Annotated in this window: 26 protein-coding genes, 4 tRNA genes and 1 other RNA gene; 10 read left to right on the top strand and 21 right to left on the bottom strand. The window is 72.0% G+C overall.

All coding sequences use genetic code 11. The annotated features are described in order from the left end of the window. The first annotated feature begins 9 nt into the window (after window positions 1–9). Genes FPV26_RS01660 through FPV26_RS01645 form a run of 4 tightly spaced genes read left to right on the top strand, consistent with a single transcriptional unit; the run spans window position 10 to window position 4364 of the window. Entirely contained in the window at window positions 10–960 is a 951-nt protein-coding gene (locus FPV26_RS01660; protein WP_246109176.1) for an AAA family ATPase, read from the top strand. A 2-nt stretch (window positions 961–962) separates the two neighbouring features. After that, window positions 963–1928: a DUF58 domain-containing protein gene (locus tag FPV26_RS01655; RefSeq protein WP_147651841.1), complete on the top strand. Its 966-nt coding sequence runs from the start codon at window positions 963–965 to the stop codon at window positions 1926–1928. Next, window positions 1912–3882 (top strand): transglutaminase TgpA family protein, encoded by a 1971-nt coding sequence (locus FPV26_RS01650; protein WP_147651839.1) that lies wholly within the window; start codon window positions 1912–1914, stop codon window positions 3880–3882. The genes FPV26_RS01655 and FPV26_RS01650 overlap by 17 nt, the downstream gene beginning before the upstream one ends. Further along, on the top strand, window positions 3879–4364 hold the full coding sequence (locus FPV26_RS01645) for a Slp family lipoprotein (protein ID WP_147651837.1): 486 nt from the start codon (window positions 3879–3881) through the stop codon (window positions 4362–4364). Before FPV26_RS01650 ends, FPV26_RS01645 begins: the two co-directional genes overlap by 4 nt. Before the next feature lie 16 nt (window positions 4365–4380). On the opposite strand, the gene FPV26_RS01640 is transcribed toward FPV26_RS01645, so the two are convergent. From FPV26_RS01640 to dnaX, 4 genes are all read right to left on the bottom strand, one after another. After that, window positions 4381–4734, bottom strand: coding sequence for a histidine triad nucleotide-binding protein (locus FPV26_RS01640; RefSeq protein ID WP_147651835.1), 354 nt, complete (start codon window positions 4732–4734; stop codon window positions 4381–4383). Between the two features lie 29 nt (window positions 4735–4763). Beyond that, on the bottom strand, window positions 4764–5357 hold the full coding sequence (gene recR / locus FPV26_RS01635) for a recombination mediator RecR (protein ID WP_147651833.1): 594 nt from the start codon (window positions 5355–5357) through the stop codon (window positions 4764–4766). An 88-nt stretch (window positions 5358–5445) separates the two neighbouring features. Next, window positions 5446–5772 carry a YbaB/EbfC family nucleoid-associated protein gene (locus FPV26_RS01630; protein WP_147651830.1) on the bottom strand — a complete coding sequence of 109 codons (327 nt, stop codon included), beginning with the start codon at window positions 5770–5772 and terminating at the stop codon, window positions 5446–5448. Between the two features lie 7 nt (window positions 5773–5779). Next, entirely contained in the window at window positions 5780–7498 is a 1719-nt protein-coding gene (gene dnaX, locus FPV26_RS01625; protein ID WP_147651828.1) for a DNA polymerase III subunit gamma/tau, read from the bottom strand. A gap of 167 nt (window positions 7499–7665) precedes the next feature. On the opposite strand from dnaX, the gene FPV26_RS01620 reads away from it, so the two are divergent. Further along, window positions 7666–7758: transfer RNA gene (locus FPV26_RS01620), tRNA-Ser, on the top strand. A 73-nt stretch (window positions 7759–7831) separates the two neighbouring features. Further along, window positions 7832–7928: signal recognition particle sRNA small type (gene ffs, locus FPV26_RS01615), an RNA gene on the top strand. Window positions 7929–7949: 21 nt separating this feature from the next. Here the strand turns inward: ffs and FPV26_RS01610 are convergent. From FPV26_RS01610 to FPV26_RS01585, 6 genes are read right to left on the bottom strand one after another with little or no spacing between them, the layout of a single operon-like run. Next, on the bottom strand, window positions 7950–8372 hold the full coding sequence (locus FPV26_RS01610) for a molybdenum cofactor biosynthesis protein MoaE (RefSeq protein ID WP_147651826.1): 423 nt from the start codon (window positions 8370–8372) through the stop codon (window positions 7950–7952). Window positions 8373–8379: 7 nt separating this feature from the next. Continuing rightward, window positions 8380–8625, bottom strand: a complete 246-nt coding sequence (locus FPV26_RS01605; RefSeq protein ID WP_147651824.1) for a MoaD/ThiS family protein — start codon at window positions 8623–8625, stop codon at window positions 8380–8382. Further along, window positions 8625–9113: a cyclic pyranopterin monophosphate synthase MoaC gene (gene moaC, locus FPV26_RS01600; RefSeq protein WP_147651822.1), complete on the bottom strand. Its 489-nt coding sequence runs from the start codon at window positions 9111–9113 to the stop codon at window positions 8625–8627. The genes FPV26_RS01605 and moaC overlap by 1 nt, the downstream gene beginning before the upstream one ends. 2 nt (window positions 9114–9115) lie before the next feature. After that, window positions 9116–10135 (bottom strand): GTP 3',8-cyclase MoaA, encoded by a 1020-nt coding sequence (gene moaA / locus FPV26_RS01595; protein ID WP_147651820.1) that lies wholly within the window; start codon window positions 10133–10135, stop codon window positions 9116–9118. Next, the gene (locus tag FPV26_RS01590; RefSeq protein WP_147651818.1) at window positions 10132–10890 is read right to left on the bottom strand and encodes an MBL fold metallo-hydrolase; all 759 of its coding nucleotides are present in this window, start codon (window positions 10888–10890) and stop codon (window positions 10132–10134) included. Before FPV26_RS01590 ends, moaA begins: the two co-directional genes overlap by 4 nt. Next, window positions 10890–11645: a 3-deoxy-D-manno-octulosonic acid kinase gene (locus tag FPV26_RS01585; protein ID WP_147651816.1), complete on the bottom strand. Its 756-nt coding sequence runs from the start codon at window positions 11643–11645 to the stop codon at window positions 10890–10892. Before FPV26_RS01585 ends, FPV26_RS01590 begins: the two co-directional genes overlap by 1 nt. Before the next feature lie 154 nt (window positions 11646–11799). On the opposite strand from FPV26_RS01585, the gene FPV26_RS01580 reads away from it, so the two are divergent. Continuing rightward, complete coding sequence (locus FPV26_RS01580) at window positions 11800–12540, top strand: glycosyltransferase (protein WP_181952532.1); 741 nt, start codon at window positions 11800–11802, stop codon at window positions 12538–12540. A gap of 114 nt (window positions 12541–12654) precedes the next feature. On the opposite strand, the gene FPV26_RS01575 is transcribed toward FPV26_RS01580, so the two are convergent. Further along, a tRNA-Ser gene (locus FPV26_RS01575) sits at window positions 12655–12745 on the bottom strand. 156 nt (window positions 12746–12901) lie between these two features. Here FPV26_RS01575 and FPV26_RS01570 point away from each other — a divergent pair. Then, window positions 12902–13606 carry a Stp1/IreP family PP2C-type Ser/Thr phosphatase gene (locus FPV26_RS01570; RefSeq protein WP_147651812.1) on the top strand — a complete coding sequence of 235 codons (705 nt, stop codon included), beginning with the start codon at window positions 12902–12904 and terminating at the stop codon, window positions 13604–13606. Between the two features lie 24 nt (window positions 13607–13630). On the opposite strand, the gene dnaQ is transcribed toward FPV26_RS01570, so the two are convergent. The 3 genes from dnaQ to FPV26_RS01555 form a co-directional block, all read right to left on the bottom strand. Further along, window positions 13631–14365: a DNA polymerase III subunit epsilon gene (gene dnaQ / locus FPV26_RS01565; protein WP_147651810.1), complete on the bottom strand. Its 735-nt coding sequence runs from the start codon at window positions 14363–14365 to the stop codon at window positions 13631–13633. A 64-nt stretch (window positions 14366–14429) separates the two neighbouring features. Then, window positions 14430–14891 (bottom strand): ribonuclease HI, encoded by a 462-nt coding sequence (rnhA, locus tag FPV26_RS01560; protein ID WP_147651808.1) that lies wholly within the window; start codon window positions 14889–14891, stop codon window positions 14430–14432. Further along, window positions 14888–15547 (bottom strand): class I SAM-dependent methyltransferase, encoded by a 660-nt coding sequence (locus FPV26_RS01555; RefSeq protein ID WP_147651806.1) that lies wholly within the window; start codon window positions 15545–15547, stop codon window positions 14888–14890. Before FPV26_RS01555 ends, rnhA begins: the two co-directional genes overlap by 4 nt. A 40-nt stretch (window positions 15548–15587) precedes the next feature. Between FPV26_RS01555 and gloB the strand changes: the two genes are divergently transcribed. Then, complete coding sequence (gene gloB, locus FPV26_RS01550) at window positions 15588–16352, top strand: hydroxyacylglutathione hydrolase (RefSeq protein WP_147651804.1); 765 nt, start codon at window positions 15588–15590, stop codon at window positions 16350–16352. 85 nt (window positions 16353–16437) lie between these two features. Beyond that, on the top strand, window positions 16438–17232 hold the full coding sequence (locus FPV26_RS01545) for an enoyl-ACP reductase FabI (RefSeq protein ID WP_147651802.1): 795 nt from the start codon (window positions 16438–16440) through the stop codon (window positions 17230–17232). Between the two features lie 70 nt (window positions 17233–17302). Here FPV26_RS01545 and FPV26_RS01540 read toward each other — a convergent pair whose 3' ends face one another. The 7 genes from FPV26_RS01540 to clpP all read right to left on the bottom strand — a co-directional run bounded on the left by FPV26_RS01540 (window position 17303) and on the right by clpP (window position 24893). Next, a complete protein-coding gene (locus FPV26_RS01540) occupies window positions 17303–19282 on the bottom strand; it encodes a peptidyl-prolyl cis-trans isomerase (RefSeq protein ID WP_147651800.1) in 1980 nt (659 codons plus the stop codon). 113 nt (window positions 19283–19395) lie between these two features. Continuing rightward, window positions 19396–19472 (bottom strand) — tRNA-Asp (locus FPV26_RS01535). Window positions 19473–19581: 109 nt separating this feature from the next. Then, window positions 19582–19656: transfer RNA gene (locus tag FPV26_RS01530), tRNA-Val, on the bottom strand. Between the two features lie 107 nt (window positions 19657–19763). Next, window positions 19764–20036, bottom strand: coding sequence for an HU family DNA-binding protein (locus FPV26_RS01525; protein WP_147652121.1), 273 nt, complete (start codon window positions 20034–20036; stop codon window positions 19764–19766). Between the two features lie 217 nt (window positions 20037–20253). Continuing rightward, complete coding sequence (gene lon, locus FPV26_RS01520) at window positions 20254–22677, bottom strand: endopeptidase La (RefSeq protein WP_147651798.1); 2424 nt, start codon at window positions 22675–22677, stop codon at window positions 20254–20256. A 194-nt stretch (window positions 22678–22871) separates the two neighbouring features. After that, window positions 22872–24158, bottom strand: a complete 1287-nt coding sequence (gene clpX, locus FPV26_RS01515; RefSeq protein ID WP_147651796.1) for an ATP-dependent Clp protease ATP-binding subunit ClpX — start codon at window positions 24156–24158, stop codon at window positions 22872–22874. A gap of 114 nt (window positions 24159–24272) precedes the next feature. Next, the gene (gene clpP / locus FPV26_RS01510) at window positions 24273–24893 is read right to left on the bottom strand and encodes an ATP-dependent Clp endopeptidase proteolytic subunit ClpP (protein WP_147651794.1); all 621 of its coding nucleotides are present in this window, start codon (window positions 24891–24893) and stop codon (window positions 24273–24275) included. Between the last annotated feature and the right edge of the window lie 10 nt (window positions 24894–24903).

The raw sequence follows: 24903 nt of genomic DNA, 5'->3' as shown, positions 1-24903 counted from the left end.
GCGCGCGCCATGTCCGCAGTCCCCGCAGCGAAGATGCTACCCGATGCCCTGCGCGCCTCGCTCCGCGATGCCCTCGCCCAGGTCAACACGCTCGTGCTCGGCAAGTCGCACGAGGTGCGCCTGGCCTTCGTCGCGCTGCTGTCCGGCGGCCACCTGCTGATCGAGGACCTGCCCGGCCTGGGCAAGACCACGCTCGCGCACGCGATCGCGGCCACCCTGGGCCTGGGCTTCCAGCGCGTGCAGTTCACCTCCGACCTGCTGCCGGCGGACATCCTCGGCGTGTCGGTGTACGACGCGCAGACCCGGCAGTTCGCGTTCCATCCCGGCCCGATCTTCACCCACGTCCTGCTCGCCGACGAGATCAACCGCGCGCCGCCGCGCACCCAGAGCGCGCTGCTGGAGGCGATGGCCGAGCAGCAGGTGACGGTGGACGGCACCACCCACGCGCTGCCCAACCCGTTCTACGTGATCGCCACCCAGAACCCGGTGGACCTCGCCGGCACCTACCCGCTGCCGGACTCGCAGCTCGACCGCTTCCTGCTCCGGCTCACCCTCGGCTATCCGGACGAGCAGGCCGAGCGCGAACTGCTGGCCGGCGAGGACCGGCGCCTGCTGATCGCGCAGACCACGCCGGTGCTCGAGCGCGGCGACGTGCTCGCGCTGCGCAAGGCCGCATCCCAGGTGCATGCGAGCGAGGCGCTGGTGACCTACGTGCAGGCACTGCTCGCGCGCAGCCGCCGCCATCCCGGCGTACGCGTGGGCCTGTCGCCGCGCGCGGGGCTGGCCCTGCTGCACGCCGCGCGCAGCCACGCCCTGCTGCTCGGCCGCGAGCACGTGCTGCCCGAAGACGTGCAGGCCCTGTTCGTGCCCGTCGCCTCGCACCGGCTGGTCGCCGACGCCGATGCCGGCAGCGGCGAGGCGCTGGCCAAGGCGATCCTGCACGCGGTGCCGGTGGACTGAACATGCGCGGGCAGGCGCTGGCCGCGCGCTTCGAGGGCTGGGCGCGGCCGCGCGCACGGGAAACGTTCCCGGTGCGTCTGGACCGGCGCCGCATCTATGTGCTGCCCACCCGCTTCGGCCTGTTCTTCCTGCTGCTGCTGGGCACGATGACGCTCGGCGCGCTGAACTACAACAACAACCCGGCGCTGCTGCTCGCACTGCTGCTGGCGGGCGCGGCGTTGAGCAGCCTGTTCGCCGCGCACCTGCAGCTCAGCGGCCTGGAGTTCCATGCCCTCGACGCCGAACCGGTGGCGGCCGGCAGGCCGATGCAGGTGCGCCTGCACGCGCGCGCGGACGATGGCCGCGAACGGCGCGGGTTGCGGGTGCGGCTGGCGCAGGCAGAAGCGCCGCTCTCGCTGGAGGACGGACGCGGCGTGGCCACGTTCGCGGTGCCGACCGAGTGCCGCGGCTGGCTGCGGCTGCCGCGGCTGCAGGTTTCGACCACGCAACCGCTCGGCCTGGCGCACGCCTGGGGCTACGTGTGGCCGGCGCAGGCGCTGCTGGTGTATCCGGCCCCCGAGGCTGCCGGGCCGCCGCTGCCCGAGGGGCGCGGCGAAACCGCCCAACGCCGGCTGCATCCCACCGGCGACGACGTCCACCATCTGCGCGCCTACCGCCGCGGCGACCCGCGCCGCGCCGTGGCGTGGAAGCCATCGGCCAAGCGCGACCAGCTGCTGGTGCGCGAATACGAGCAACCGCTCGGCGCCGACGTGGTGCTCGACTGGCACACGCTGGGCGGGCTGGCCTACGAGGACCGGATCCGGCGCCTGGCGCGCTGGGTGGACGAAGCCGAGCGCGACGGCCGCCGGTATCGCCTGTTGCTGCCGAAGCACCCCCCCATCGGTCCCGATCAGGGTCTGGCGCATCGTCACGCCTGCCTGCGCGCGCTGGCCCTGCTGCCCGAGGTGCACGATGGCACACCGGGCTGAGCCGATCGCACTCGACCCGCCGAGCCGGCACTGGGCCCTCGCTGCCGGCGGCGTCTCGCTGCTGCCCTTGCTGCTGCAGCTGCCGCCGCCGATCGCCTTCGGGATCGGACTGACCGCACTCGCGGTCGCCGCGCTCGCACGCAAGCGGCCGCTGGCCGGGCCGTTGCGCCTCCTGCTCGCGCTGGCCCTGCTCGGCGCGGTGCTGGCGCAGATGCGCTTTGCGATGGGGCGCGACACCGCCTGCGCCCTGCTCGCCGCGATGCTCGCGATCAAGCCGGCGGAGACCGCCAGTTTGCGCGATGCGCGCAGCCTGGTCGGTTTCGCCCTGTTCGCGCCGTTCGCCACCTTCCTGCTCGACCAGGGGCCGCTGTCGCTCACGCTCGGCATCGTCGCAGTCACGGTCGCGCTCGCCGCGCTGCAGCGCCTGGCCGAACTGGAATCGGGCCAGCCGCCACGACGGACGCCGCCGCTGCGGCGTTTCGGCCGGGTCTGGCGGATGATCGCCGTCGGCCTGCCATTGGCATTGGCGGCGTTCTGGCTGTTCCCGCGCATGGCCTCGCCGCTGTGGGGCGTGCCGGAACGCGCGCAGGCGCGCCCGGGGCTGTCGGACACGATGTCGCCGGGTCAATGGCTCGACATCCTCACCGACGACACTCCCGCCGCGCGCGTGCGCTTCTTCGGCGCGACCCCATCGCAGCGCGAGATGTACTGGCGCGGACCGGTGCTGTGGCACTACGACGGCCGCAGCTGGATCCAGCCGCGCTGGCTGCAGGGCGTTCCCGCGCCGGAGTTGCGTACCGCCGGCCCCGGCTGGGAGTACGAACTCGAACTCGAACCGACCGACCGGCACCAGCTGGTCGCCCTCGACCTGCCGCTGGCTGCACCCGACGGCGCCCGCATGAGCCTGGATTTCGGCCTGTACACCAGGCGCCCGCTGATCTCGCTCACCCGCTGGCGGATCCGCTCGGCGCCGCCGGCGGCGGTCGAACCGCAACTGCCGCACACCCTGCGCCGCGCCGCGCTCGAACTACCCGAGGGCTTCAACCCGCGCACGCTCGCGCTCGCGCGGCAGTGGCGCGCCGAAGCCGGCGCCGACGACGCCATGGTCGTGCGCCGCGCGCTGGAGTGGATCCGCGCCGAATTCGCCTACACCCTCGACGTGCCCCTGCCCGGCCGGCACGCGGTGGACGAATTCCTGTTCGGCTACAAGGCCGGCTACTGCGAACACTTCAGCGGCGCGTTCGTGGTGCTCATGCGCGGCGCGGGGATCCCGGCGCGGGTGGTGACCGGGTATGCCGGCGGCTACTACAACCGGCTCGGCGACTATTGGCTGCTGCGCCGTTCCGACGCGCACGCCTGGGCCGAGGTGTGGCTGCCGCAACGCGGCTGGGTGCGGGTGGATCCGACCGCCGCGGTCGCGCCCGAGCGGGTGTTCGACACCCTCGCCGACCGCGCCGCAGCGGCCGGCGGGGTGCTCGACGATCTTGCCCCGGTGCTGGACGCCGGCGACTGGTTGCGCCGCGCCTGGAACGATTTCGTGCTCGGCTTCGATGCCCGCCGGCAGCGGCTGATGTTCCGGCCGCTCGGCGTGGACGAGATGACCCCGCCGCGGCTGGTGCTGGCCTTCGCCGTGGCCGCAGCGCTGGCCCTGCTGGTCGCGTTCTGGCTGGTTGCGCGCGAGCGCGGCGAGCGCGACCCGCTGCTGCGCGCCTGGCACCGGCTGGGTGCGCGTTACGCCCGGCTCGGCCTGGGCCGCCTGCCGCACGAGCCGGCCGGCACCTGGGTCGCGCGGGTGCTGCGCGCCCGGCCGCAGGACCAGGCGCTGGCGGCGCTCAGCCAGCGTTTCGTCCGCCAGCGCTACGCTCCCGGCGGTGGCGATGGACGAGAGTTGCGGGCGCTGATCCGCGCCCTGCGCACCCACCGCCCCGTCTCCCGCCAGGAGTCCCCGTCATGACACCGCGTCTGGCCGTTCCCGTTCTGGTCGCCGCGCTGCTCGCGGCCTGCGCCACCACGCCCACGCCGCTGCAGGGCAGCTTCGCCCAGATCACCCCGCAGGAGGCCGCCGCCGGCGACCGCACCGGCGCGGTGGTGCGCTGGGGCGGGCGCATCGTGCGCACCGAGCCGCTGGCCGACCGCACCTGCTTCGAGATGATCTCCACCCGGCTCGACGCCTACGGGCGGCCGTACTGGGCCACCGACGAGGTCGGCGGCCGGTTCATCGCCTGCCGCGCCGGCTTCTACGACCCGGCCCTGTTCAAGCCCGACCGCGAAGTGACCTTCACCGGCCGCATCGAGGGCTACGAGAACCGCCGCATCGGCGAGTACGACTACCGCTTCCCGCGGGTGGCCGCGGACGTGGTGTACCTGTGGCCGGTGCGCGAGCGTGTGGACGTGATCGAGCGGCCGGTGCCGTGGCCGTGGTGGGGCTGGTGGTGAGGCGCGCGCGCCGGCCTCAGCGCGGCGTGCCGAACCGCCCCAGTGGGGCTCCGGCCAGCAGGTGCAGGTGCAGCTGGAACACCGTCTGCCCGGCGTTCGCGTTGCAGTTGATCACCACCCGGTAGCCGTCCCCGGCGAAGCCCTCGCGCCTGGCGTAGTCCGCCGCGGCCAGCAGCAGCCGGCCGACGACCTCCGCCTGCGCCGGCTGCAGGTCGTCGAGCGTGGGGATGTCGGTCTTGGGCACGAACAGCACGTGCACCGGCGCCTGCGGCGCGATGTCGCGGAACGCGATCAGGTGCTCGTCCTCGTACACGATGTCGGCCGGGATCTCGCGGCGCATGATCCGGTGGAAGATCGTGTCGTTGCTCATCGCGGGGTCCTCCATGGGGGTTCGGGGGCTCAGCCCATCTCGCTGCGGCTGCCGAAGGCGTGCGCCAGGGTGCCGCGGTCCACGTATTCGAGTTCGCCGCCCAGCGGCACGCCATGGGCGGGGCGGCTCGGACGCACGCCGTGCCGGCGCGCGAGCTGGGCCAGGTAGTGCGCGGTGGCTTCGCCCTCGACGGTGGGGTTGGTGGCGATGATCGCCTCCTGCACCTCGCCCTCGGCCAGGCGCGCGGCGAGCAGGTCCAGGCCCAGTTCGCTCGGGCCGATGCCGTCGAGCGGGCTGAGCCGGCCGTGCAGCACGAAGTAGCAGCCGCGGTAGCCGGTGGCCTGCTCGATCGCGAGCCGGTCGGCGGGCGACTCGACGATGCACAGCAGGTGCGCATCGCGCGCCGGGCTGGCGCAGGTGGCGCACACCGGCTCCTCGCTGAAGTCGCGGCAGCGCGCGCACTGGCCGATCCGCTCGACCGCGGCGGCCAGCGCCGCAGCCAGCCGCTGCCCGCCGGCGCGGTCGCGCTCGAGCAGGTGGTAGGCCATGCGCTGCGCCGACTTCGGGCCGACGCCGGGCAGCACGCGCAGGGCTTCGATCAGTTGTTCGAGCAGGGAAGACATGCCTCGATCCCGGCTGTCGCGCACAGGGACGCGTGCGCACGCTGCGGCGACGGCGCGGATGCGGCGCCAGGCCGCCGCAGCGTCCGCATCAGAACATGCCCGGGAGCTTCATGCCCGGCGGCAGCGGCATGCCCGCGGTGGCGCCGGCCATCTTCGCCTGCGCCTCGGCGTCCACCTTGTTCGAGGCGTCGTTGTACGCCGCGGCGATCAGGTCCTCGAGCATCTCCGGGTCGGACAGCACGCTCGGGTCTATCCGCACCTTGCGGCATTCCTTGCGCCCGGTGAGGGTCACGCTGACCATGCCGCCGCCGGCGCTGCCGGTGACCTCGAGCCTGGCGATCTCTTCCTGCGCGCGCTGCAGGGTTTCCTGCATCCGCTGCGCCTGCTGCATGAGTTGGGCGATGTTTCCGCGCATAGGGGGGTCACTCTTCGAAAGGTCGGATCGAATCCGGGACGAGGGTCGCGCCGTGGCGCGACATCAGCTGCTGGACGCCGGGGTCGGACAGGAACGCGCGTTCGGCCGCTTCCTGGCGCGCGTCACGCTCGCGCGCGGTGCGTTCGTGCAGGGTTTCGCCGCTGCCCGCGCCGGTCTCGAAGCGGATCTGCGGCGTGGTGCCCAGCTCCGCGGCGAGTGCCGTGGCCAGTTGCCTGGCCAGCGACGGCGACTGCAGGTGCTCGTCGGCGGGCGACAGGCTCAGCCGCAGCAGGCGGCCGTCCCAGGCCACGAAGCCGGCGTGCTCGGCGAGCGCGCGTGCCGGGCCGCGCAGCGGCAGGCGCGCGGCCAGGCCGACCCAGGCCTCGGCATCGAGCATCACGGCGGACGGCGCGGTGTCGGCGTCGGCCACGGCGGCAGGTGCGGGCTCGGGCGGCCGCGCGGTCACGGGCGCGGCTGTCTCGGCGCGGGCAGGCGGGGCGGATTCGACCGGCCGCGCCGTTCCGGCAGGCGCCGGAGACGCCGGGGCGACACCGCGCACCGGATCGGCCGCGAGCGCGGCGCGTGCGCCGGCCGCCCCGCCCCGCGCCACCGTGCCGGCGCCGGTACCGGCCGCGGCCGCGCCCTCCTCCGCCGGCCGGAACGCCAGCATCCGCAGCAACGTCATCTCCAGGCCCGCACGCGGGCTCGGCGCCAGCGGCAGGTCGCGGCGGCCGTGCAGCGCCATCTGGTACCACAGCTGCACCAGTTCCGGCCGCAGCCGCTGCGCCAGCCCGGAGGTGTCCACGCGCGCATCCTCGACCGCCGCGCCCGGCACCAGCTGCCGCACCTGCACCCGGTGCAGCGCCTCGGCCAGCGCGTCGAGCACGCCGCCCCAGTCGGGCGCGAACTCGGCCAGCGTGGCCACCGTCGCCAGCATGCGCTCGCCGTCGCCGTCGGCGAGCGCGTCGAGCAGCGCGCCGACCCGGGCCCGGTCCACGGTGCCGAGCATCGCCGCCACCGCCGCGTCCCCGAGCCGGCCGCCGGTGTAGGCGATGGCCTGGTCGAGCAGCGACAGGCCGTCGCGCAGGCTGCCGTCGGCGGCCCGCGCCAGCTGCGCGATCGCGCCCTCCTCGGCCTCGATCCCTTCCGCCGCCAGGATCTTGCGCAGCTGCCCGGCGATCTGCGCCTCGTCCAGGCGCTTGAGGTTGAACTGCAGGCAGCGCGACAGCACCGTCACCAGCAGCTTCTCCGGGTCGGTGGTCGCGAACAGGAACTTGACGTGCTCCGGCGGCTCCTCGAGCGTCTTCAGCAGCGCGTTGAACGCCGCCTTCGACAGCATGTGCACCTCGTCGATGAGGTACACCTTGTAGCGCCCGCGCGAGGGCATGTACTGCGCGTTCTCGATCAGCTCGCGGACGTTGTCCACGCCGGTGTTCGAGGCCGCGTCGATCTCGAGCAGGTCGATGTAGCGGCCGGCGTCGATCGCCAGGCAGGTCTCGCACTCGCCGCACGGGTCGGCGGAGGTGCCGCGCTCGCAGTTCAGGCTCTTGGCGAAGATGCGGGCGATGGTGGTCTTGCCCACGCCGCGGGTGCCGGTGAACAGGAACGCGTGGTGGACGCGGCCGGACTGCAGCGCGTTGGTCAGCGCGCGCACCACGTGCTCCTGCCCCACCAGCTCGGCGAAACGCTTCGGGCGCCACTTGCGGGCAAGGACCAGGTAGGACATGCGGGAAGAGGCTCCGGCGGTGCCGACGACGCAGACGCGGAACGCTAGTGTGCCACGCCGCGCGCGCCGACCCGGCGCCGGCGGACGCGCGCTTGTCCGGCCCTGCCCCGGCCGGTAGACTGGCCAGCTCCCGGACACGCTCGCGCAGCGCGCCCGGGCCAGGTTCCGGAGAGGTGTCCGAGCGGTCGAAGGAGCACGCCTGGAAAGTGTGTAAGCGGCTAAACCCCGCTTCGCGGGTTCGAATCCCGCCCTCTCCGCCACTCCCCGCTGCCGTTGTCCGCTGCCGTCCGCCCCGCGGCGTGCGCGCAGCCGCTGCGCAGTTCCATGGTGGCCCCGTCGGCCCCTCGCGACGCTAGGTCGAAAACCCCGCCAGGGCCGGAAGGCAGCAACGGTATCGGCCGATGCGGGCGCCGAGGCAAGCCGGCGGGGTCATCGCCATTCCGGCCCCGGTTCAGGGTCCGGGATGCAGCCAGCCGGCCTCGCCGTCGGCGTAGCGCTCGTGCTTCCAGATCGGTACCCGCGCCTTGACCTCGTCGATGATCCAGCGGCAGGCGGCGAACGCGGCCTTCCGGTGCGCCGCGGTCACCCCCACCCACACCGCGAGTTCGCCCCGGGCCAGGTCGCCGACCCGGTGCACGCAGCGCGCGTCGAGGATGTCGAAGCGCGCCAGCGCCTCCTCCATGATCCGTTCGCCCTCGGCCTCGGCCAGGCGCGCGTAGGCCTCGTAGCGCAGGCCGCGCACGCTGCGGCCCTCGTTGTGGTCGCGCACCCAGCCTTCGAAGCTGGCATAGGCGCCCACCCGCGCGTCCAGCAGCTCCGCGCGCAGGGTCGCGGTGTCGAACGGGGTCGGCGCGAGCGTGAACCGTTTCCTCATGCGATGTTCATCCGCCGCTGACCGGGGGCAGGAATGCGATCTCGGCGCCTTCGCGCGGCGCGTCCAGCCAGTGCGCGAATTCGCCGTCCACCGCCACCCGCACCCGCTCGACCGGCAGCGGGAAGCCGTGGCGCGCGCGCAACTCCAGGTACAGCGCGCGCAGGTCCGGGGCCTCGGTGACGAAGGTCTCGGCGTCCTGGCCGGCGGCATCGCGCAGGCTGGCGAAGTACAGCACGGTGACACGCACGCCCATCAGGTGCTCCCGAAATCGCGCCGGCCGCCGCGCTTGCCGAGCAGCCTCGCCGGGCCGACCACGATCGCGTGCGACAGCGCCTTGCACATGTCGTACACGGTCAGCGCGGCGATGGTGGCGCCGGTCAGCGCCTCCATCTCCACGCCGGTGCGGTGGGTGGTCTTCACCGCGCATTCGATCCGCAGGCTGCGCGCGTCGTGCCAGTCGATCGCGATCCGGCAGCCGTCCACCGGCAGCGGATGGCAGAACGGGATCAGCTCGTGGGTGCGCTTGACCGCCATGGTGCCGGCGATCACCGCGGTGTCCACGATCCCGCCCTTGGCGCTGCGCAGGCCGCTGGCGCGCAGCGCGTCGGCGACCGCAGCCGGGAAACGCACCCGGCATTCGGCCCGCGCCTCGCGCACGCTCACGGCCTTGTCGGAGACGTCCACCATCGCCGGCCGGCCGGCGGGGTCGAGGTGGGTCAGGCGGGAGCGGACGCGGGCCATGCTCAGCCTCCGACCAGGAACATCTCGACGTGCCGGCGCGGGGCCACCGGCGTGCCGCGCAGCTCGCTGTAGCGGTCGGCGCGTTGCGACCACAGCGTGGCCACGTGCCGGGCCAGCGCCGCCTCGCCTTCGGCCAGCGCCGGGCGCAGGTCGTGCCCGGTGGCGGCGAACAGGCAGGTGTAGAGGCGGCCGTCGGCGGACACGCGCGCGCGGTGGCAGTCGCCGCAGAACGGTTCGCTGACCGAACTGACGAAGCCGACCTCGCCCTTGCCGTCGGCGAAGGCGTAGCGCGTGGCCACCTCGCCGCGGTAGTGCGGCTGCAGCGGGCGCAGCGGCCAGCGGGCGTGGATCCGGTCGCGCAGCTCGCGCGAGGGCACCACCCGTTCGCGGCGCCAGCCGTTGCAGGTGCCCACGTCCATGAACTCGATGAAGCGCAGCACGTGGCCGTGCCGGCGCGCGTATTCGAGCAGCGGGAACAGCGCGTCCTCGTTCACCCCGCGTTGCATCACGCAGTTGAGCTTGACCGGGGCGAAGCCGGCCGCGTGCGCGGCGGCGATGCCGGCGAGCACGGCCTCGACCTCGCCGCGGCCGCCCGACAGCGCCCGGAACAGGCCCGGATCGAGCGCATCCAGGCTGACCGTGATCCGCCGCAGCCCCGCCTCGCGCAGCGCCCGTGCCTGGGGCGCGAGCAGCGCGCCGTTGGTGGTCAGGGCCAGGTCCTCGAGCTCCGGGATCGCCGCCAGCCGCGCCACCAGCTCCGGCAGCCGCCGGCGCAGCAGCGGCTCGCCGCCGGTCAGGCGCAGCTTGCGCACGCCGAGGCGGACGAAGGCCCGCACCAGGGTCTCGATCTCGTCCAACGACAGGCGCGAGGCGGCGTCCAGGCCGTAGTCGTCCGGCACCCGCTCGGCCGGCATGCAGTACGGGCAGCGGAAGTTGCAGGCCTCGATCAACGACAGGCGCAGGTCGCGCAGCGGCCGGCCGAACAGGTCGTGCGGCGGGATCGGCGGCGGTGTGGCATTCACGGCGTTTCGACCCAGGGCGCCAGCGGCGGACGCAAGGCGATCACCTCCCCTGGCCGCGCGACGCGGTGGCCGCGCGCGGCCAGGGCCTCGCCGTCGGCGGCACTGGCGTAGTGGTACAGCACGCAGCGCGCCAGCAGCTCCCGAGGATACTCCCGTTCCAGGTCCTCGATGCCGCTGTGCGAGGGGTTGCCCTGCAGCGCGCAGTCGTGCGCGACCAGCTCGCCGGCATCGGCGTGGCGGGCCAGCGCCTCGGGGATCGGGCGGGTGTCGCCGGTCCACACCAGGCTGCCGCGCAGGCGCAGGCCGAAGCTGGTGTCGGGCCAGTGGTGGCGGGTCGGGAACACGTCCAGGCGCACGCCGTCGTGCCAGAAGTGGTCGCTGACGGGGATGAGCTGGAACGCATCCCAGAAGTTCGCCCCGCCCTCGGCCAGGGTGTTCGGGTAGTCGCCCACGCGCCGGTGCAGCAGCGGCACCACCGGCGCCGGCACGTACACGCGCACCCGGCCGCGGCGCGCGGGGTCGAAGTACGCCGACACGAACAGGCGCTCGAAGCCGGCCACATGGTCGAGGTGGACGTGGGTGACGAACAGCGCCTGCGGCATGTCGCCGTAACTGGCCTGGAAGGCGGTCAATCCTTCCGCACCGCAGTCCACGGTCAGCCATGGCGCGCCGTCGCATTCGATCGTGGCCATCGCCGAGCCCAGCTCCACCGCCGAGGCATTGCCGACGCCGTGCAGTCGCAGCGCCCAGTCCATCAGTAGCCCCGTTGCCAGTGCCGGTCGTAGGCCTCGCGCAGCCGCGCGAACTCGCTTTCCACCTGGTCCACGCTGCGTTCGCCGCGCAGTTTCAGCAGCGAACGCCGCAGCCGGGCGAGATTGCGCTCGCGCCAGCCGGTGGCCGGGATCCGCAGCACGCTGCGGTCGAAGTCGATCAGCCAGCCGCGCCCGGCTTCATCGAACAGCAGGTTGTGCGCGTTGAGGTCGGCGTGGTCGAGCCCGGCACGGTGGAAGCGCGCGATCAGGCGCCCGGCCTCCTCCCAGGGCGCGGTGTCGCCCGGCGTGGCCGCGCGGTGCGCGAGCGAGTGCACGCCCTCGATCCGCTCCAGCAGGATCGCGGCGCGGTACCACCAGCCGCCCTCGCGCCGGTACCAGGCCGCGATCGGCCGCGGCACCGGCAACCCGCGTTCGAGCAGCGCGCGCAGCAGGCGGAACTCGGCGAAGCTGCGCACCCGGTCGCTGCCGTGCCACAGGTGGCGGTCGCGGTTGAAGCGGGCGACCAGCCCGCCGCGCAGGTAGTGCCGCAGCACCGCCGCACCGAACACCGGCGAGTCCACGAACCACGCCCCGCCCCGGCCGCCGGCCGCCACCGGGCGCGCGTGCCCGCCCCAGTGCGCGGGATCGAACCAGGCCGGCTCGGCATGCCGCAGGCGGGTGCGGTCGAACAGGACCGCGCCATACGCGGCGTCTTCCTGGAACGGGGTCAGGCTCTCGCTGGCGTCGAACGCGGCCATCCGCCGAGTCTAGCAACGGCCTGCGCGCATTGCCGCGACCGCTTCGGCAGCTGGCCACGACGCACCGAACTTCCTATGCTTCCGGCCCCGTGGCGCCCGGCCGGCACGCGCCATGTCCCCTCCGGGCCGCCGCGCCCCACCGACTGGACCAGCCATGCAGACCGTCAACGTCCTTTGCATCAAGTGGGGCAGCAAGTACGGCCCGGAATACGTCAACACCCTGCGCTCGATGGTGCGGCGCAACCTCACCCGTCCGCACCGGTTCGTGTGCCTCACCGACGACCGCACCGGCATCGAGCCCGACATCGAGGTCTTCGACATCCCCAAGGTCGGCATCCCCGATTTCGACGCGCGCAAGCCGTGGACCTTCGCCCACGGCTGGCTGAAGCTGACCAGCTTCGCCGATCCGCTCTACGACCTGCGCGGGCCGACCCTGTTCATCGATCTCGACGTGGTCATCGTGGACAGCATCGACTGCTTCTTCGACCTGCCGGGCGAGTTCCTGGTGATCAAGGAGTGGGACAAGCGCGACGAGACCGGCAACACCTCGGTGTACCGCTATGAGATCGGCCGCCACGCCGATGCGCTGGCGTACCTGCGCGACCACCAGCAGGAGGCGCTGGCGAAGGTGCGCAACGAACAGGAGTTCATCACCGGCTACCTCGCCCGCCAGGGCAAGCTCGGCTACTGGCCGCAGGCCTGGTGCCGCAGCTTCAAGCGCCATTGCGTGCGCGGGCTGCTGCTGGGCTGGTTCCTGCCGCCGCGGATCCCGGAAGGGGCGAAGATCATCGCCTTCCACGGCAAGCCCAATCCCCCCGACGCGATCGCCGGGCGCAGCGGCAAGTGGTACCGGCGGGTGCTGCCCACGCCGTGGGTGGCCGAGCATTGGCGCTGAGGGGCGCAGCTGCCCGAACCGGCCTCCTGCCGATTTGTCGAACCCGAATCGGGCCCGTCCACACACCGCTCTCCCAGACATGCGAACGCCCCCTTGCGGGGGCGTTCGCATGTCTGGCGGAGAGGGTGGGATTCGAACCCACGGTACGGTAGAACCGTACACCGGATTTCGAATCCGGCGCATTCGACCACTCTGCCACCTCTCCGATGGCGGGTCCGGGAGGCCCCGGACAGCCGCGCATGATACGGGGTCGTCCCGGCCCCAGACAAGGCGCGCCGGTCGTCGCCTTGCCTGGCGGCCGACCCCCGTCGAAACTTCCGTTCTTCACCTTCGACAGCCACCTGCCACCCGCGGCCGCCGCATGATCGAGTTCGGACACCTGACCCACGTCGGCCTGCGGCGCGAGCTGAACGAAGACACCTATTACGGCGACAGCGACCTCGGCCTGTGGCTGGTCGCCGACGGCATGGGCGGCCACGAGTACGGCGAGGTCGCCAGCGCGCTCGCGCGCGAGACGATCGTGCGCGAGATCCGCAACGGCACCCCGCTGGCGCAGGCCATCCGCATCGCCGACGAGGAGATCATCCGCGCCTCGCGCCGCCGCAACGACGCGCTGCCAATGGGCACCACGGTGGTCGCCGCGCGGGTCACCGGCAACCGCTTCGAGGTCGCCTGGGTGGGGGACAGCCGGGTGTACCTGTGGCGCAACGGCCAGCTGGTCCAGCTCTCGCAGGACCACAGCTACGTGCAGGAGCTGATCGCCCAGGGCGCGATCACCAGCGAGCAGGCCCGCTCGCACCCGCACCGCAACGTGGTCACCCAGGCGCTCGGCGTCACCGACCCGGCCCAGCTCAACGTCGAGACCCTCACCGGCGAGCTCAAGCCCGGCATGCAGCTGCTGCTGTGCAGCGACGGGCTCACCGAGGAAGTGGACGACCGCAGCATCGCCCGGGTCCTGGCGCAACAGGACTCCAGCGCGCAGGAATGCGTGGACACCCTGGTCGCGGCCGCGCTCGACGGCGGCGGCTCCGACAACGTCACCGTGGTGCTGGTGCGCCGACACTGAGGCCGGTCGCCGCCGGTTCGCGCCTCAGGCCGGTTCCGCCGCCGGGGCCTCGGCTTCCTGCTCCAGCCACAGGCAACGGCCGGCCTTGCGCCGGATCGCCTCGAGCCTGGCGGCATGCGCCTGCGCTTCCTCCGCATCCACGGCCACCCGCGGACGCCCCCCCGCCTGGACCGTGGCGGTGAACTGCACGCTGGTGGTGGCCCGCTCGGCGGTTTCGGGCAGGGCGAAGCCGATCTCGCCCTGCCCGGAGGTCAGCGCCAGGTACACCTCGGCCAGGATCTGTGCGTCGAGCAGCGCGCCGTGCAGGTGCCGGTGCGAATTGTCCACGCCGAGCCGGCGGCACAACGCGTCGAGCGAATTGCGTTGGCCTGGGAAACGCTGCCGCGCCAGTTCGAGCGAGTCCTCGACCGTGCAGCGGTCGCGGATGCGGCCCAGGTGCGGTCCGACCAACGAGAGTTCGTAGTCGAGGAAGCCCAGGTCGAAGGCCGCGTTGTGGATCACCAGCTCGGCGCCGTCGATGAAGGCGAGGAACTCGTCCACCACCTCGGCGAAGCGCGGCTTGTCGGCAAGGAACTCGCGGGTCAGACCGGTCACCTCCTGCGCCCCGGCCTCGAAATCGCGGTCGGGATTGAGATAGCGCTGGAAGGTGCGCCCGGTCGGCCGCCGCTCCACCAGCTCGACGCAGCCGATCTCGACGATCCGGTGGCCCTTTTCCCAGCTCAGGCCGGTGGTTTCGGTGTCGAGGACGATCTGGCGCATGCGGAGGAGCGAAATGAGGAGTGGGCAGTGAGGGAAGGGGCGCGGGGAGGATGGTCGCACGGGATCAGCGGGCGGGAGGGGCCGCGGACGGTTCGCGCTGCCGCTGGGCCTGTTCCCGGGCGAGCCTGTCCACGCGTTCGTTGTCGGGGTCGCCGCTGTGGCCGCGCACCCATTTCCACACGATCCGGTGCCGTTGCGTCGCGGCATGCAGGCGCTCCCACAGGTCGCGGTTCTTGACCGGGTCGCCGCCGGCGGTGCGCCAGCCGCGCCGGACCCAGGTCGGCAGCCACTCGGTGATGCCCTGGCGCAGGTACTGCGAATCGGTGTGCAGGGTCACCGCGCAGCCCTCGGTCAGCGCCTCGAGCGCGACGATCGCCGCCATCAGCTCCATGCGGTTGTTGGTGGTGTGCGGCTCGCCGCCGGCGAGCTCGCGCTCGCGGCCGCGGTAGCGCAGCAACGCGGCCCAGCCGCCGGGGCCGGGGTTGCCCAGGCAGGCCCCGTCGGTATGGATCTCCACGGTCTTCATGAAACGGTCGGCACCCCGGGTTGCCAGCGCAGGCGCGGCTGCAGCCGCACCGGCGTCAGCGGGATCACGCGCTTCACCGCCTCCAGCAGGAATGCGGCGCGGATCCCGGCGCCCTCCTGCGCGTCCGCGGCCAGGGCGACCTGCCAGCGCGGCCCCAGCCCCTGGGCCACGCTCGCCACCTCGAAGCCGGCCCGCCGCAGCCGCCAGCGCCAGGTGATCGGCTCGGCCGTGCGCGGCCCCGCCCCGGCCCAGCGCAGGCGATACGGCGCCAACGGGTTCAGCGCCAGCAGCCACAGGCGCCCGCCGTCCACCAGCACGCGCTCGCATTCAGCCAGTACCGCGTCCATCGGCAGGCAGCCGTCGCCCACGTGCTGGAGCAGGATCGCGGCCACGCTGCCGCTGGCCAGGGGCAACGGAAGCGTGCAGGCCAGGCTGCCGGAGAAGCCCTCGCCCTCCGGCCACAGGCACAGCGCCCGCGGCGGCACCTTCCGCGGCGGCAGCGGCGTGAACCACAGCCATGGCTGGCCCGGACGTTCGCGCGCCACCGCCTGCACCACCGCGTCCTCGCTGGCCAGCACCGCCTGTCCGGCCGCGTCGGCGAACCAGCGCGCCGCGGCGGCAGGTGCGGATTGACGCTGGAACGGCATGGCGGGCATGGTCGGATTCTGCGCGAAAGCCGCCACAGCGTCACCCGACATGCGCCTGCACCCCCTGCCCGCCTTCGCCGACAACTACATCTGGACGCTGGCCGACGCGCGCGGCGCGGCGCTGGTGGTGGATCCGGGCGAGGCCGCGCCGGTGCTCGCCGCCGCCGAACGCGGCCTGCGGCCGCTGGCGATCCTGCTCACCCACCACCATCCCGACCACATCGGCGGGGTGCCGGCGCTGCTCGCACGCTGGCCGCAACTGCCGGTGATCGCGCCGGACGACGCCCGCATCACGCACGCCACGCGCACGGTGCAGGACGGCGAGCACGTCGCCGTCGGCGAATGGCGGTTCGAGGTGCTGGCGGTGCCCGGCCACACCCGCAGCCACATCGCCTTCCACGGCGCGGGCCTGCTGTTCTGCGGCGACACCCTCTTCAGCCTCGGCTGCGGGCGCCTGTTCGAGGGCACGCCGGAGCAGATGCTGGCCTCGCTCGACCGGCTGGCCGCGCTGCCCGCACAGACGCGCGTGTGCTGCGGCCACGAATACACCCTGGCCAACGCCGCCTTCGCACGCAGCGTCGAGCCGGACAACCCGGCCCTGCGGGCGCGCACGGCGCAGGCGCGCGCGCAGCGCGAGGCCGGCCAGCCCACCCTGCCGAGCACGCTCGGCGACGAACGCGCGGCCAACCCGTTCCTGCGCGTGGACGCACCGGCTGTGCGTGCCGCGCTCGCCGCGCGCCTGGGCCAGGCCCCGCGTGACCGGGTCGAGGCCTTCGCCGAGCTGCGCCGCTGGAAGGACGGCTTCCGCGCCTGAGGCCGGGCCGATCGGGCCGCCCCCGTTGCTAAACTGGAGCATTCACTCTACCCGCCCCGCGAGCGGGGCCAGCAACGGAGGCCACATGGGATTCCTGCAGGGCAAGCGCGCGCTGATCACCGGCATCGCCAGCCAGCGTTCGATCGCCACCGGCATCGCCGAAGCGATGCACCGCGAGGGCGCCACTCTCGCCTTCACCTACCAGAACGAGAAGCTCCGTTCGCGCGTCGAGGATGCGGCGAAGGAGTTCGGCAGCGACATCGTGCTGCCGCTGGACGTGTCCTCCGACCAACAGATCGCCGACTGCTTCGCCGAGCTGGGCAAGCGCTGGGACGGGCTCGACATCCTCGTCCACGCCATCGCCTACGCTCCGCGCGAGGCGATCGAAGGCCAGTTCCTCGACGGCCTGACCCGCGAGAACTTCGCCATCGCCCACGACATCTCGGCCTATTCGCTGGCGGCGCTGGCCAAGGCCGCACGGCCGATGATGGCCGGTCGCAACGGCGCCATCGTCACCCTGTCCTACCTCGGGGCGGTGCGCGCGCTGGAGAACTACAACGTGATGGGCGTGGCCAAGGCCAGCCTGGAGGCGACGGTGCGCTACCTGGCGCTCAACCTCGGCCCCGAGGGCACCCGCGTCAACGCGATCTCCGCCGGCCCGATCAAGACCCTGGCCGCGGCCGGCATCGCCAACTTCCGCAAGATGCTCGGCCACTTCGAGAAGCACGCGCCGCTGCGCCGCAGCGTCAGCATCGAGGACGTGGGCAACGTGGCCGCGTTCCTGTGCTCGGACCTGGCCGCCGGCATCACCGGCGAGGTCACCTACGTGGACGCCGGCTACAACATCCTGGGCATGACCGGGATCGGCGACGACGACTGATTCCCGACACCGGAAACGCGACGGCCCTGGGCAACCGGGCCGTCGCGCCAAAGCCGTCGGGACGCGGCGCTCAGAGCCGCGTCTCCGCGATCTTCACCTGCATCCGCTTGCGCATCGCCTCGACGAAGGCGCGCGCATCCTCCGCGCCCAGCATCTGCGCAAGCTGCATCTGCACGAACATCCGCTCCTGCGGAGAGGCCGCGGCCGGATCGGCCGGGGTGACCTTGGTCACCGCGAACACCGCGATGCTGCCGTCCGGCAGCGTCACGTACCCCGCCGAAACCTTGCCTGCCGCCGGCGCCGGCACCGAGAAGAACGCCCGGTTGGCCTCGGCCGTCGGCGTGGGCATGCCGCGGCGCATGCCGCTCGCCACCACCGGCGAAAGCTGCCGTTCCACCGCCATCGCTTCCAGCGTCTGCCCGCCCTCACGCAAGCGTCGCACCAGCGCTTCGGCAGTCTGCACGGCGAGCTTCCTGGCACGGTCGGCGCGCACGGCCGCGATCACCTGCTCGCGCACCTGCGCCAGCGGCTTGATGCTCGCGGGGGTGTGCTGGGCCACGCGGATCAGCACCACGTGGTCCTCGCCGACCTCGATCGGGTCGCTCACGGTGCCGTCCTGGATCAGCGTCTCCGAGAACGCGGCACGCTGCACCGCGGGGTGCGCGAGCACGCCCTCGCCCTGGCCGCGCGCGATCGGGCCGGCGCGCCTGACTTCCAGCCCCACCTCGCGCGCGGCCGGGGCGAGCGCGGTCGGGTTCTTGTAGACCAGGTCCACCAGGCGGCCGCTGAGGTCGTTGAACACACGTTCCCGGTCGGCCTCGACCTGCTCCTGCGCCAGGCGCTCGCGCACCTGCTCGAAGGGCACGTCGGCGGCGGCCTTGACCTCGCGCAGCTGGATCACGTGCCAGCCGGCGTCGGTGCGGACCGGCCCGCGCACCTCGCCCGGCCGCATCGCGAACAGCGCCTGCTCGAATGCCGCCGGCATCACGCCCTTCTCGATCCAGCCCAGGTCGCCGCCGGCGGCCTTCGAGCCGACGTCGTCTGAGTGCGCGCGCGCCAGCGCGGCGAAGTCCGCGCCCGGCGCCCTGGCCTGCTGCGCCAGGCGCTGCGCCTCCTGCTCGGCTGCCTTCTGCGCGGCCGCGTCGGCACCCTGCGGCACCTCGACCAGGATGTGCGAGGCCAAGCGCTGCTCCGGAGCGGCCAGCTTGCCGCGTTCCTGCTCGTAGCGCTGGCGCAGCGTGGCCTCGTCTGCCGGCGCCGGCTGAGGCAGCGCGGCGGCCGCGATCTCCACGTACTCGAGCGTGACCTGCTCCGGAGCGCGATACGCATCCTGGTGGCTGCGATACCAGCGTTCGATCTCCTCGGCGCTGACCGGGCCGGTGTCCGGGGCCGGCGCAGGCAGCACGACGTAGGACACGTCGCGCATCTCCCCGAGCAGGCGCATCGCCCGCTCCACCTCGCGCGTGGTCACGAAGCCGGACGTGGCGATGCCGCGCGGAATCAGGGACCGCTGCAGATCGCTGCGCACCAGCTCCTGGAATTCCTGCGGCGTGCGTGGCGGAAAACCGGAGGCGAGGACGAGGCGGTAGCGCTGCGGGTCGAACTTGCCGGCGACCTGGAACGCCTCGATCCCCTCGATCGCACTGCGCACCTGCGCGTCACTGGCGACCACGCCGGCATGCGCCGCGGCGATGCGCAGCACCCGCTCGTCGATCATCGCGTCGAGCACCTCGCGCTTGCGCTCGGGGGTGTCGAACGCGCGCGGGTCGAACGCCTCGCCCTGCCGCTGGCGCTCGGCCTGGCGCACCTGCTCGAAGCGCTCGCGGAACTCGTCGGCGCCGATCTCCTCGCGCTGCCACAGCAGCGAGACCGGCCACCACGACGGCGCGGAAGGCCACCAGCGCGGCGGGGCCTCCACCTTGGCCACCCAGGTCTCGACCCGCTGCGTCAGGTACGACTCCATGCCGAAGAAGGCCATCACGATGATGATCAGGCCGAGGATGACGGTGGCGATCAGGCCGGTGGTCTTTTCACGGATCTTCTGCAGCATGGGGCTGGACCGGTGGCTCGGTGACGGGCGGCCGCGCAGTTTAACGCGGCGCCGCGCGCCGCTGCGGGCGGCGGAAAAAACAGGGGCGCCCTTGCGGGCGCCCCTGGAAAGAGTGGCGGAGCGGACGGGACTCGAACCCGCGACCTCCGGCGTGACAGGCCAGCATTCTAACCGGCTGAACTACCGCTCCGCGAAGAACCGAAATGATAGCGGGCCGATTTCGGTCACGCAATACTTCCGGGATCCGTCCCCGCGACGCTCCGGCCCGCGACCGGCAGGCAAGCCGACGCGGGCGGGGCTGGTGGGTGCTGAGGGGATCGAACCCCCGACCCTCTCCTTGTAAGGGAGACGCTCTACCGCTGAGCTAAGCACCCGGCCACGAAACGATAACGCACTCGGGCACGACGCAAGGGATCCCCGCCCCCAACGAAGAAGCCCGGCGCGCGCCGGGCTCCCCTGCTCCGCGCGGCCTGAACCGCGTTCAGTTCACGGCATCCCGCAGCGCCTTGCCGGCCTTGAACGCCGGATTCTTCGACGCCGGGATCGAGATCTCCTGGTTCGTGCGCGGATTGCGGCCAGTGCGCGCGGCGCGCTCGCGCACCGCGAAGGTGCCGAAACCGACCAGGTTGACGCTCTCGCCGCTCTTAAGCGTGTTCGTGATGGTCGAGATCACCGCATCCACGGCGCGCCCGGCGTCGGCCTTGCTGAGCGATGCGGCCTCGGCCACGGCGGCGATGAATTCGGCTTTGTTCATGGGCATGGGATGGACTCCTCGCGGCAGGTCACCGCAGACAAAGGGGGAAACCGAGCATGGCACCGGCATGCCGGGCGGCTCGCGACGACCGAAGCGGCGCGCGCGACGCGGCGCCGAAGTCGCGGCCGTTATACCAGCGGGGGCATACCCCGGCAAGCCGCGGCCGCGCACGATGTGCACTCACGCACCGCACGAACGCGCCCGCGCGCACGGCGGATCAGTGCTTGAGGTCCGGTTGTGGCGCTGGCTTGGCCTCGGGCGCGGGCGCCGGCGCGGATGCTTCGGCCTTCTCCGGCAGCGCGATCGGGCGCTCCAGCGCGACATCGAGCACCTCGTCTATCCAGCGCACGAACACGATCTGCATGCCCTGCGTGACCGTCTTCGGGATCTCCGCCATGTCCTTGCGGTTCTCCTCGGGGATGATCACGGTACGGATGCCGCCGCGCATCGCCGCCAGCAGCTTCTCCTTCAGGCCGCCGATCGCGAGCACCTTGCCGCGCAGGGTGATCTCGCCGGTCATCGCCACGTCCGCGCGCACCGGCACCTTGGTCAGCGCCGACACCAGCGCGGTGGCCATCGCGATGCCCGCGCTCGGGCCGTCCTTCGGCGTCGCGCCCTCCGGCACGTGCAGGTGCACGTCGAGCTTCTGCAGGAAGTCGAGATCGATGCCGAGCCGCTCGGTGCGCGCGCGCACCACCGACAGCGCGGCCGAGGCCGATTCCTTCATCACGTCGCCGAGCTGGCCGGTCAGGATCAGGTGGCCCTTGCCGGGCACCAGCGTGGCCTCGATCTGCAGCAGGTCGCCGCCGACCTCGGTCCAGGCCAGGCCGGTGACCAGGCCGATCTCGTTCTCGGCTTCCGCGCGGCCGTAGTCGTAGCGGCGCACGCCGAGGTACTTCTCGAGGTTCTTCGAGGTGACGTTGACCGCGCCGATCCGGGCCTTCTGCCGCGCCCCGGCGAGGGCGAGCTCGCGCACCACCTTGCGGCAGATCTTGGCGATCTCGCGCTCGAGGTTGCGCACGCCGGACTCGCGCGTGTAGTAGCGGACGATGTCGCGGATCGCGCTCTCGGCGATCTTCAGTTCCTCCGGCTTGAGGCCGTTGGCCTTGAGCTGCTTGGGCACCAGGTAGCGGGTGGCGATGTTGAGCTTCTCGTCCTCGGTGTAGCCCGGGATGCGGATCACCTCCATGCGGTCCAGCAGCGGGCCGGGGATGTTCAGCGAGTTCGAGGTGGCCACGAACATGATCTCGCTCAGGTCGAGATCCACCTCGAGGTAGTGGTCGTTGAAGGCGTGGTTCTGCTCGGGGTCGAGCACCTCCAGCAGCGCCGAGGACGGGTCGCCGCGGAAGTCCATGGACATCTTGTCGATCTCGTCGAGCATGAACAGCGGGTTGCGGGTGCCGGCCTTGACCAGGTTCTGCACGATCCGGCCCGGCATCGAGCCGACGTAGGTGCGGCGGTGGCCGCGGATCTCGGCCTCGTCGCGCACGCCGCCCAGCGACATGCGCACGAACTTGCGGTTGGTGGCCTTGGCGATGGACTGCCCGAGCGAGGTCTTGCCCACGCCCGGCGGGCCGACCAGGCACAGGATCGGGCCCTTCATCTTCTGCACCCGCGACTGCACGGCCAGGTACTCGAGGATGCGCTCCTTGACCTTCTCCAGGCCGTAATGGTCGGCGTCGAGCACTTCCTGCGCCAGCTTGAGGTCCTTGCGCACCTTGGTGCGCTTCTTCCACGGCACGCCGAGCAGCCAGTCGAGGTAGTTGCGCACCACCGTCGCCTCGGCCGACATCGGCGACATCTGCTTGAGCTTGTTGAGCTCGTTCCTGGCCTTGGCCTCCACCGCCTTCGGCATGCCGGCGTCTGCAATCTTGCGCGCGAGCTCCTCGATGTCGTTGGGCGAATCGTCGAGCTCGCCGAGCTCGCGCTGGATCGCCTTCATCTGCTCGTTGAGGTAGTACTCGCGCTGGCTCTTCTCCATCTGCGACTTGACCCGGCCGCGGATGCGCTTCTCCAGTTGCTGCACGTCGATCTCGCCGTCCACCAGCCCGACCAGCAGCTCCAGGCGCGCGCCGACCTCGAGCGTCTCCAGCAGGCGCTGCTTCTCGGCCATGCGCACGCCCAGGTGCGCGGCGACGGTGTCGGCCAGGCGGCCGGGCTCGTCGATGCCGCTCAGGGTCTGCAGCAGTTCCGGCGGCAGCTTGCGGTTGCTCTTGACGTACTGCTCGAACAGGTTCATCAGCGAGCGCACCATCGCCTCGATCTCGCGCTCGTCGCGCTCGACCACCGACTCCACCACGCGGCCGGTGCCGGACAGCGCGCCGTCGCGCAGCTCGATGCGGTCCACGCGCGCGCGCGCCACGCCCTCGACCAGCACCTTGATGGTGCCGTCGGGCAGCTTGAGCAGCTGCAGGACGTGGGCCAGCGTGCCGATCGGGTGCAGGTCGGCCGCGCGCGGGTCGTCGGTCTCGGCCGACTTCTGCGCGACCAGCAGGATGCGCTTGTCGCCCTCCATCGCCAGGTCGAGAGCGCGGATGGACTTCTCGCGACCCACGAACAGCGGGATCACCATGTGCGGGAAGACCACGACGTCGCGCAGCGGCAGGACCGGCAGGACGAGGGTTTCGGAATGGTCGGTCATGGCGACTCCGGAAAGAGGCGTTGCGGACTCCGGCCGCAGCGGGCGGCCGCGGCGCTCGAGGCTCAGGGTAATGGGGGTGGCGTGGCCGCGATGCAAGCGCGCGCCCCGGCGGCGGGCGGCGGTTCAGCCGCCCCCAATGGAATCAGGCACTTGCCCGGCCAGGCGTCCGGATTTCCGGACGAGTGGCAGGCGCCCTACTCGCCGCTGGCGGCCTTCGGCGCGGCGGGCGGGCTCTGGTAGATCAGGTACGGCTCGGAGCGCTGCTCGATCACCGACTCGTCCACCACCACCTTGCTCACGTTCTCGAGCGAAGGCAGCTCGTACATGGTGTCGAGCAGCACCGACTCGACGATGGTGCGCAGGCCGCGCGCGCCGGTCTTGCGCTTGAGCGCCTTGCGCGCGATGGCGGCGAGCGCGTCGGGGCGGAACTCGAGCTCCACGCCCTCCATCTCGAACAGCTTCTTGAACTGCTTGGTGATGGCATTGCGCGGCTCGGTGAGGATCTTCACCAGCGCGGACTCGTCCAGCTCCTCGAGCGTGGCGACCACCGGCAGGCGGCCGACGAACTCGGGGATCAGGCCGAACTTGATCAGGTCCTCGGGCTCGACCTCGGACAGGACCTTGCCCACGTCGGCCTTGCGCTGGCTGCTCTTGACCTTGGCGCCGAAGCCGATGCCGCCGGCATCGGTGCTGCGCTGCTGGATGATCTTCTCCAGCCCGGCGAAGGCGCCGCCGCAGATGAACAGGATGTTGCGCGTGTCCACCTGCAGGAATTCCTGCTGCGGGTGCTTGCGCCCGCCCTGCGGAGGCACCGAGGCGATGGTGCCCTCGATCAGCTTGAGCAGCGCCTGCTGCACGCCTTCGCCCGAGACGTCGCGGGTGATGGACGGATTCTCGCTCTTGCGCGAGATCTTGTCGATCTCGTCGATGTAGACGATGCCGTGCTGCGCCTTCTCGACATCGTAGTCGCACTTCTGCAGCAGCTTCTGGATGATGTTCTCCACGTCCTCGCCGACGTAGCCGGCCTCGGTGAGGGTGGTGGCGTCGGCGATGGTGAACGGAACGTTGAGCAGGCGCGCCAGGGTTTCGGCGAGCAGGGTCTTGCCCGAACCGGTGGGGCCGATCAGCAGGATGTTGGACTTGGCCAGCTCGACGTCGTCGTTGCGCTGGCGGCTCTCGATCCGCTTGTAGTGGTTGTACACCGCGACCGCGAGCGTCTTCTTGGCGCGCGACTGGCCGATGACGTACTGGTCGAGCACGTCGAGGATCTCGCGCGGCTTGGGGAGATGGCTGCGGGTGGACTGCGCCTTCTCCTCCAGCTCCTCGCGGATGATGTCGTTGCAGAGCTCGACGCATTCATCGCAGATGAACACGCTCGGGCCCGCAATCAGCTTGCGGACCTCGTGCTGGCTCTTCCCGCAGAAGGAGCAGTACAGGATCTTGGTGCTGTCGCCGGATCTGCCCTGACGGTCTTCGCTCATTCCCCTGCTACCCGCTGCTGACGGCCGGTTGCGGCCGAGGATACCACATGGCTCCGGGACCGCACCCGGGGCCGGACGATGTCGAAATATGCTGGAAAATCAGCCAGTTGAGCCTCAACCCACCTGGATGGATTCCTCCGGGCGGCGCTCCAGCACCTGGTCCACCAGGCCATAGTCGCGCGCCGCCTCGGCGCTCTTGAAGTTGTCGCGCTCGGTGTCGCGGGCGATGGTCTCGAACGACTGCCCGGTGTGCCGCGCCAGGATCTCGTTGAGCCGTTCCCGCAGCGACAGGATCTCGCGCGCGTGGATGTCCACGTCGGTGGCCTGGCCCTGGAAGCCGCCCAGCGGCTGGTGGATCATCACCCGCGAGTTCGGCAGCGCGTAGCGCTTGCCCTTGGCGCCGGCCGCCAGCAGCAGCGCGCCCATCGAGGCCGCCTGCCCGACGCAGATCGTGCTCACGTCGGGCTTGATGTACTGCATGGTGTCGTAGATCGCCAGGCCCGCGGTGACGATGCCGCCCGGGGAGTTGATGTACAGGTGGATGTCCTTCTCCGGGTTCTCCGCCTCCAGGAACAGCAGCTGCGCGACCACCAGGTTGGCCAGGTAGTCGTCGATGCCGCCGACCAGGAAGATCACCCGCTCCTTGAGCAGGCGCGAGTAGATGTCGTAGGCGCGTTCGCCGCGGCTGGTCTGTTCGACCACCATCGGGACCAGGTTGAGGGCTTTGGTTTCCATGTGCGGCGTG

This window comes from Vulcaniibacterium gelatinicum (genome assembly GCF_008033445.1).
Classification (GTDB): Bacteria; Pseudomonadota; Gammaproteobacteria; order Xanthomonadales; family Xanthomonadaceae; genus Vulcaniibacterium_B; species Vulcaniibacterium_B gelatinicum.
Note: the sequence above shows the minus strand (reverse complement) of the source record. Positions and strands in the feature narration are given on the sequence as shown.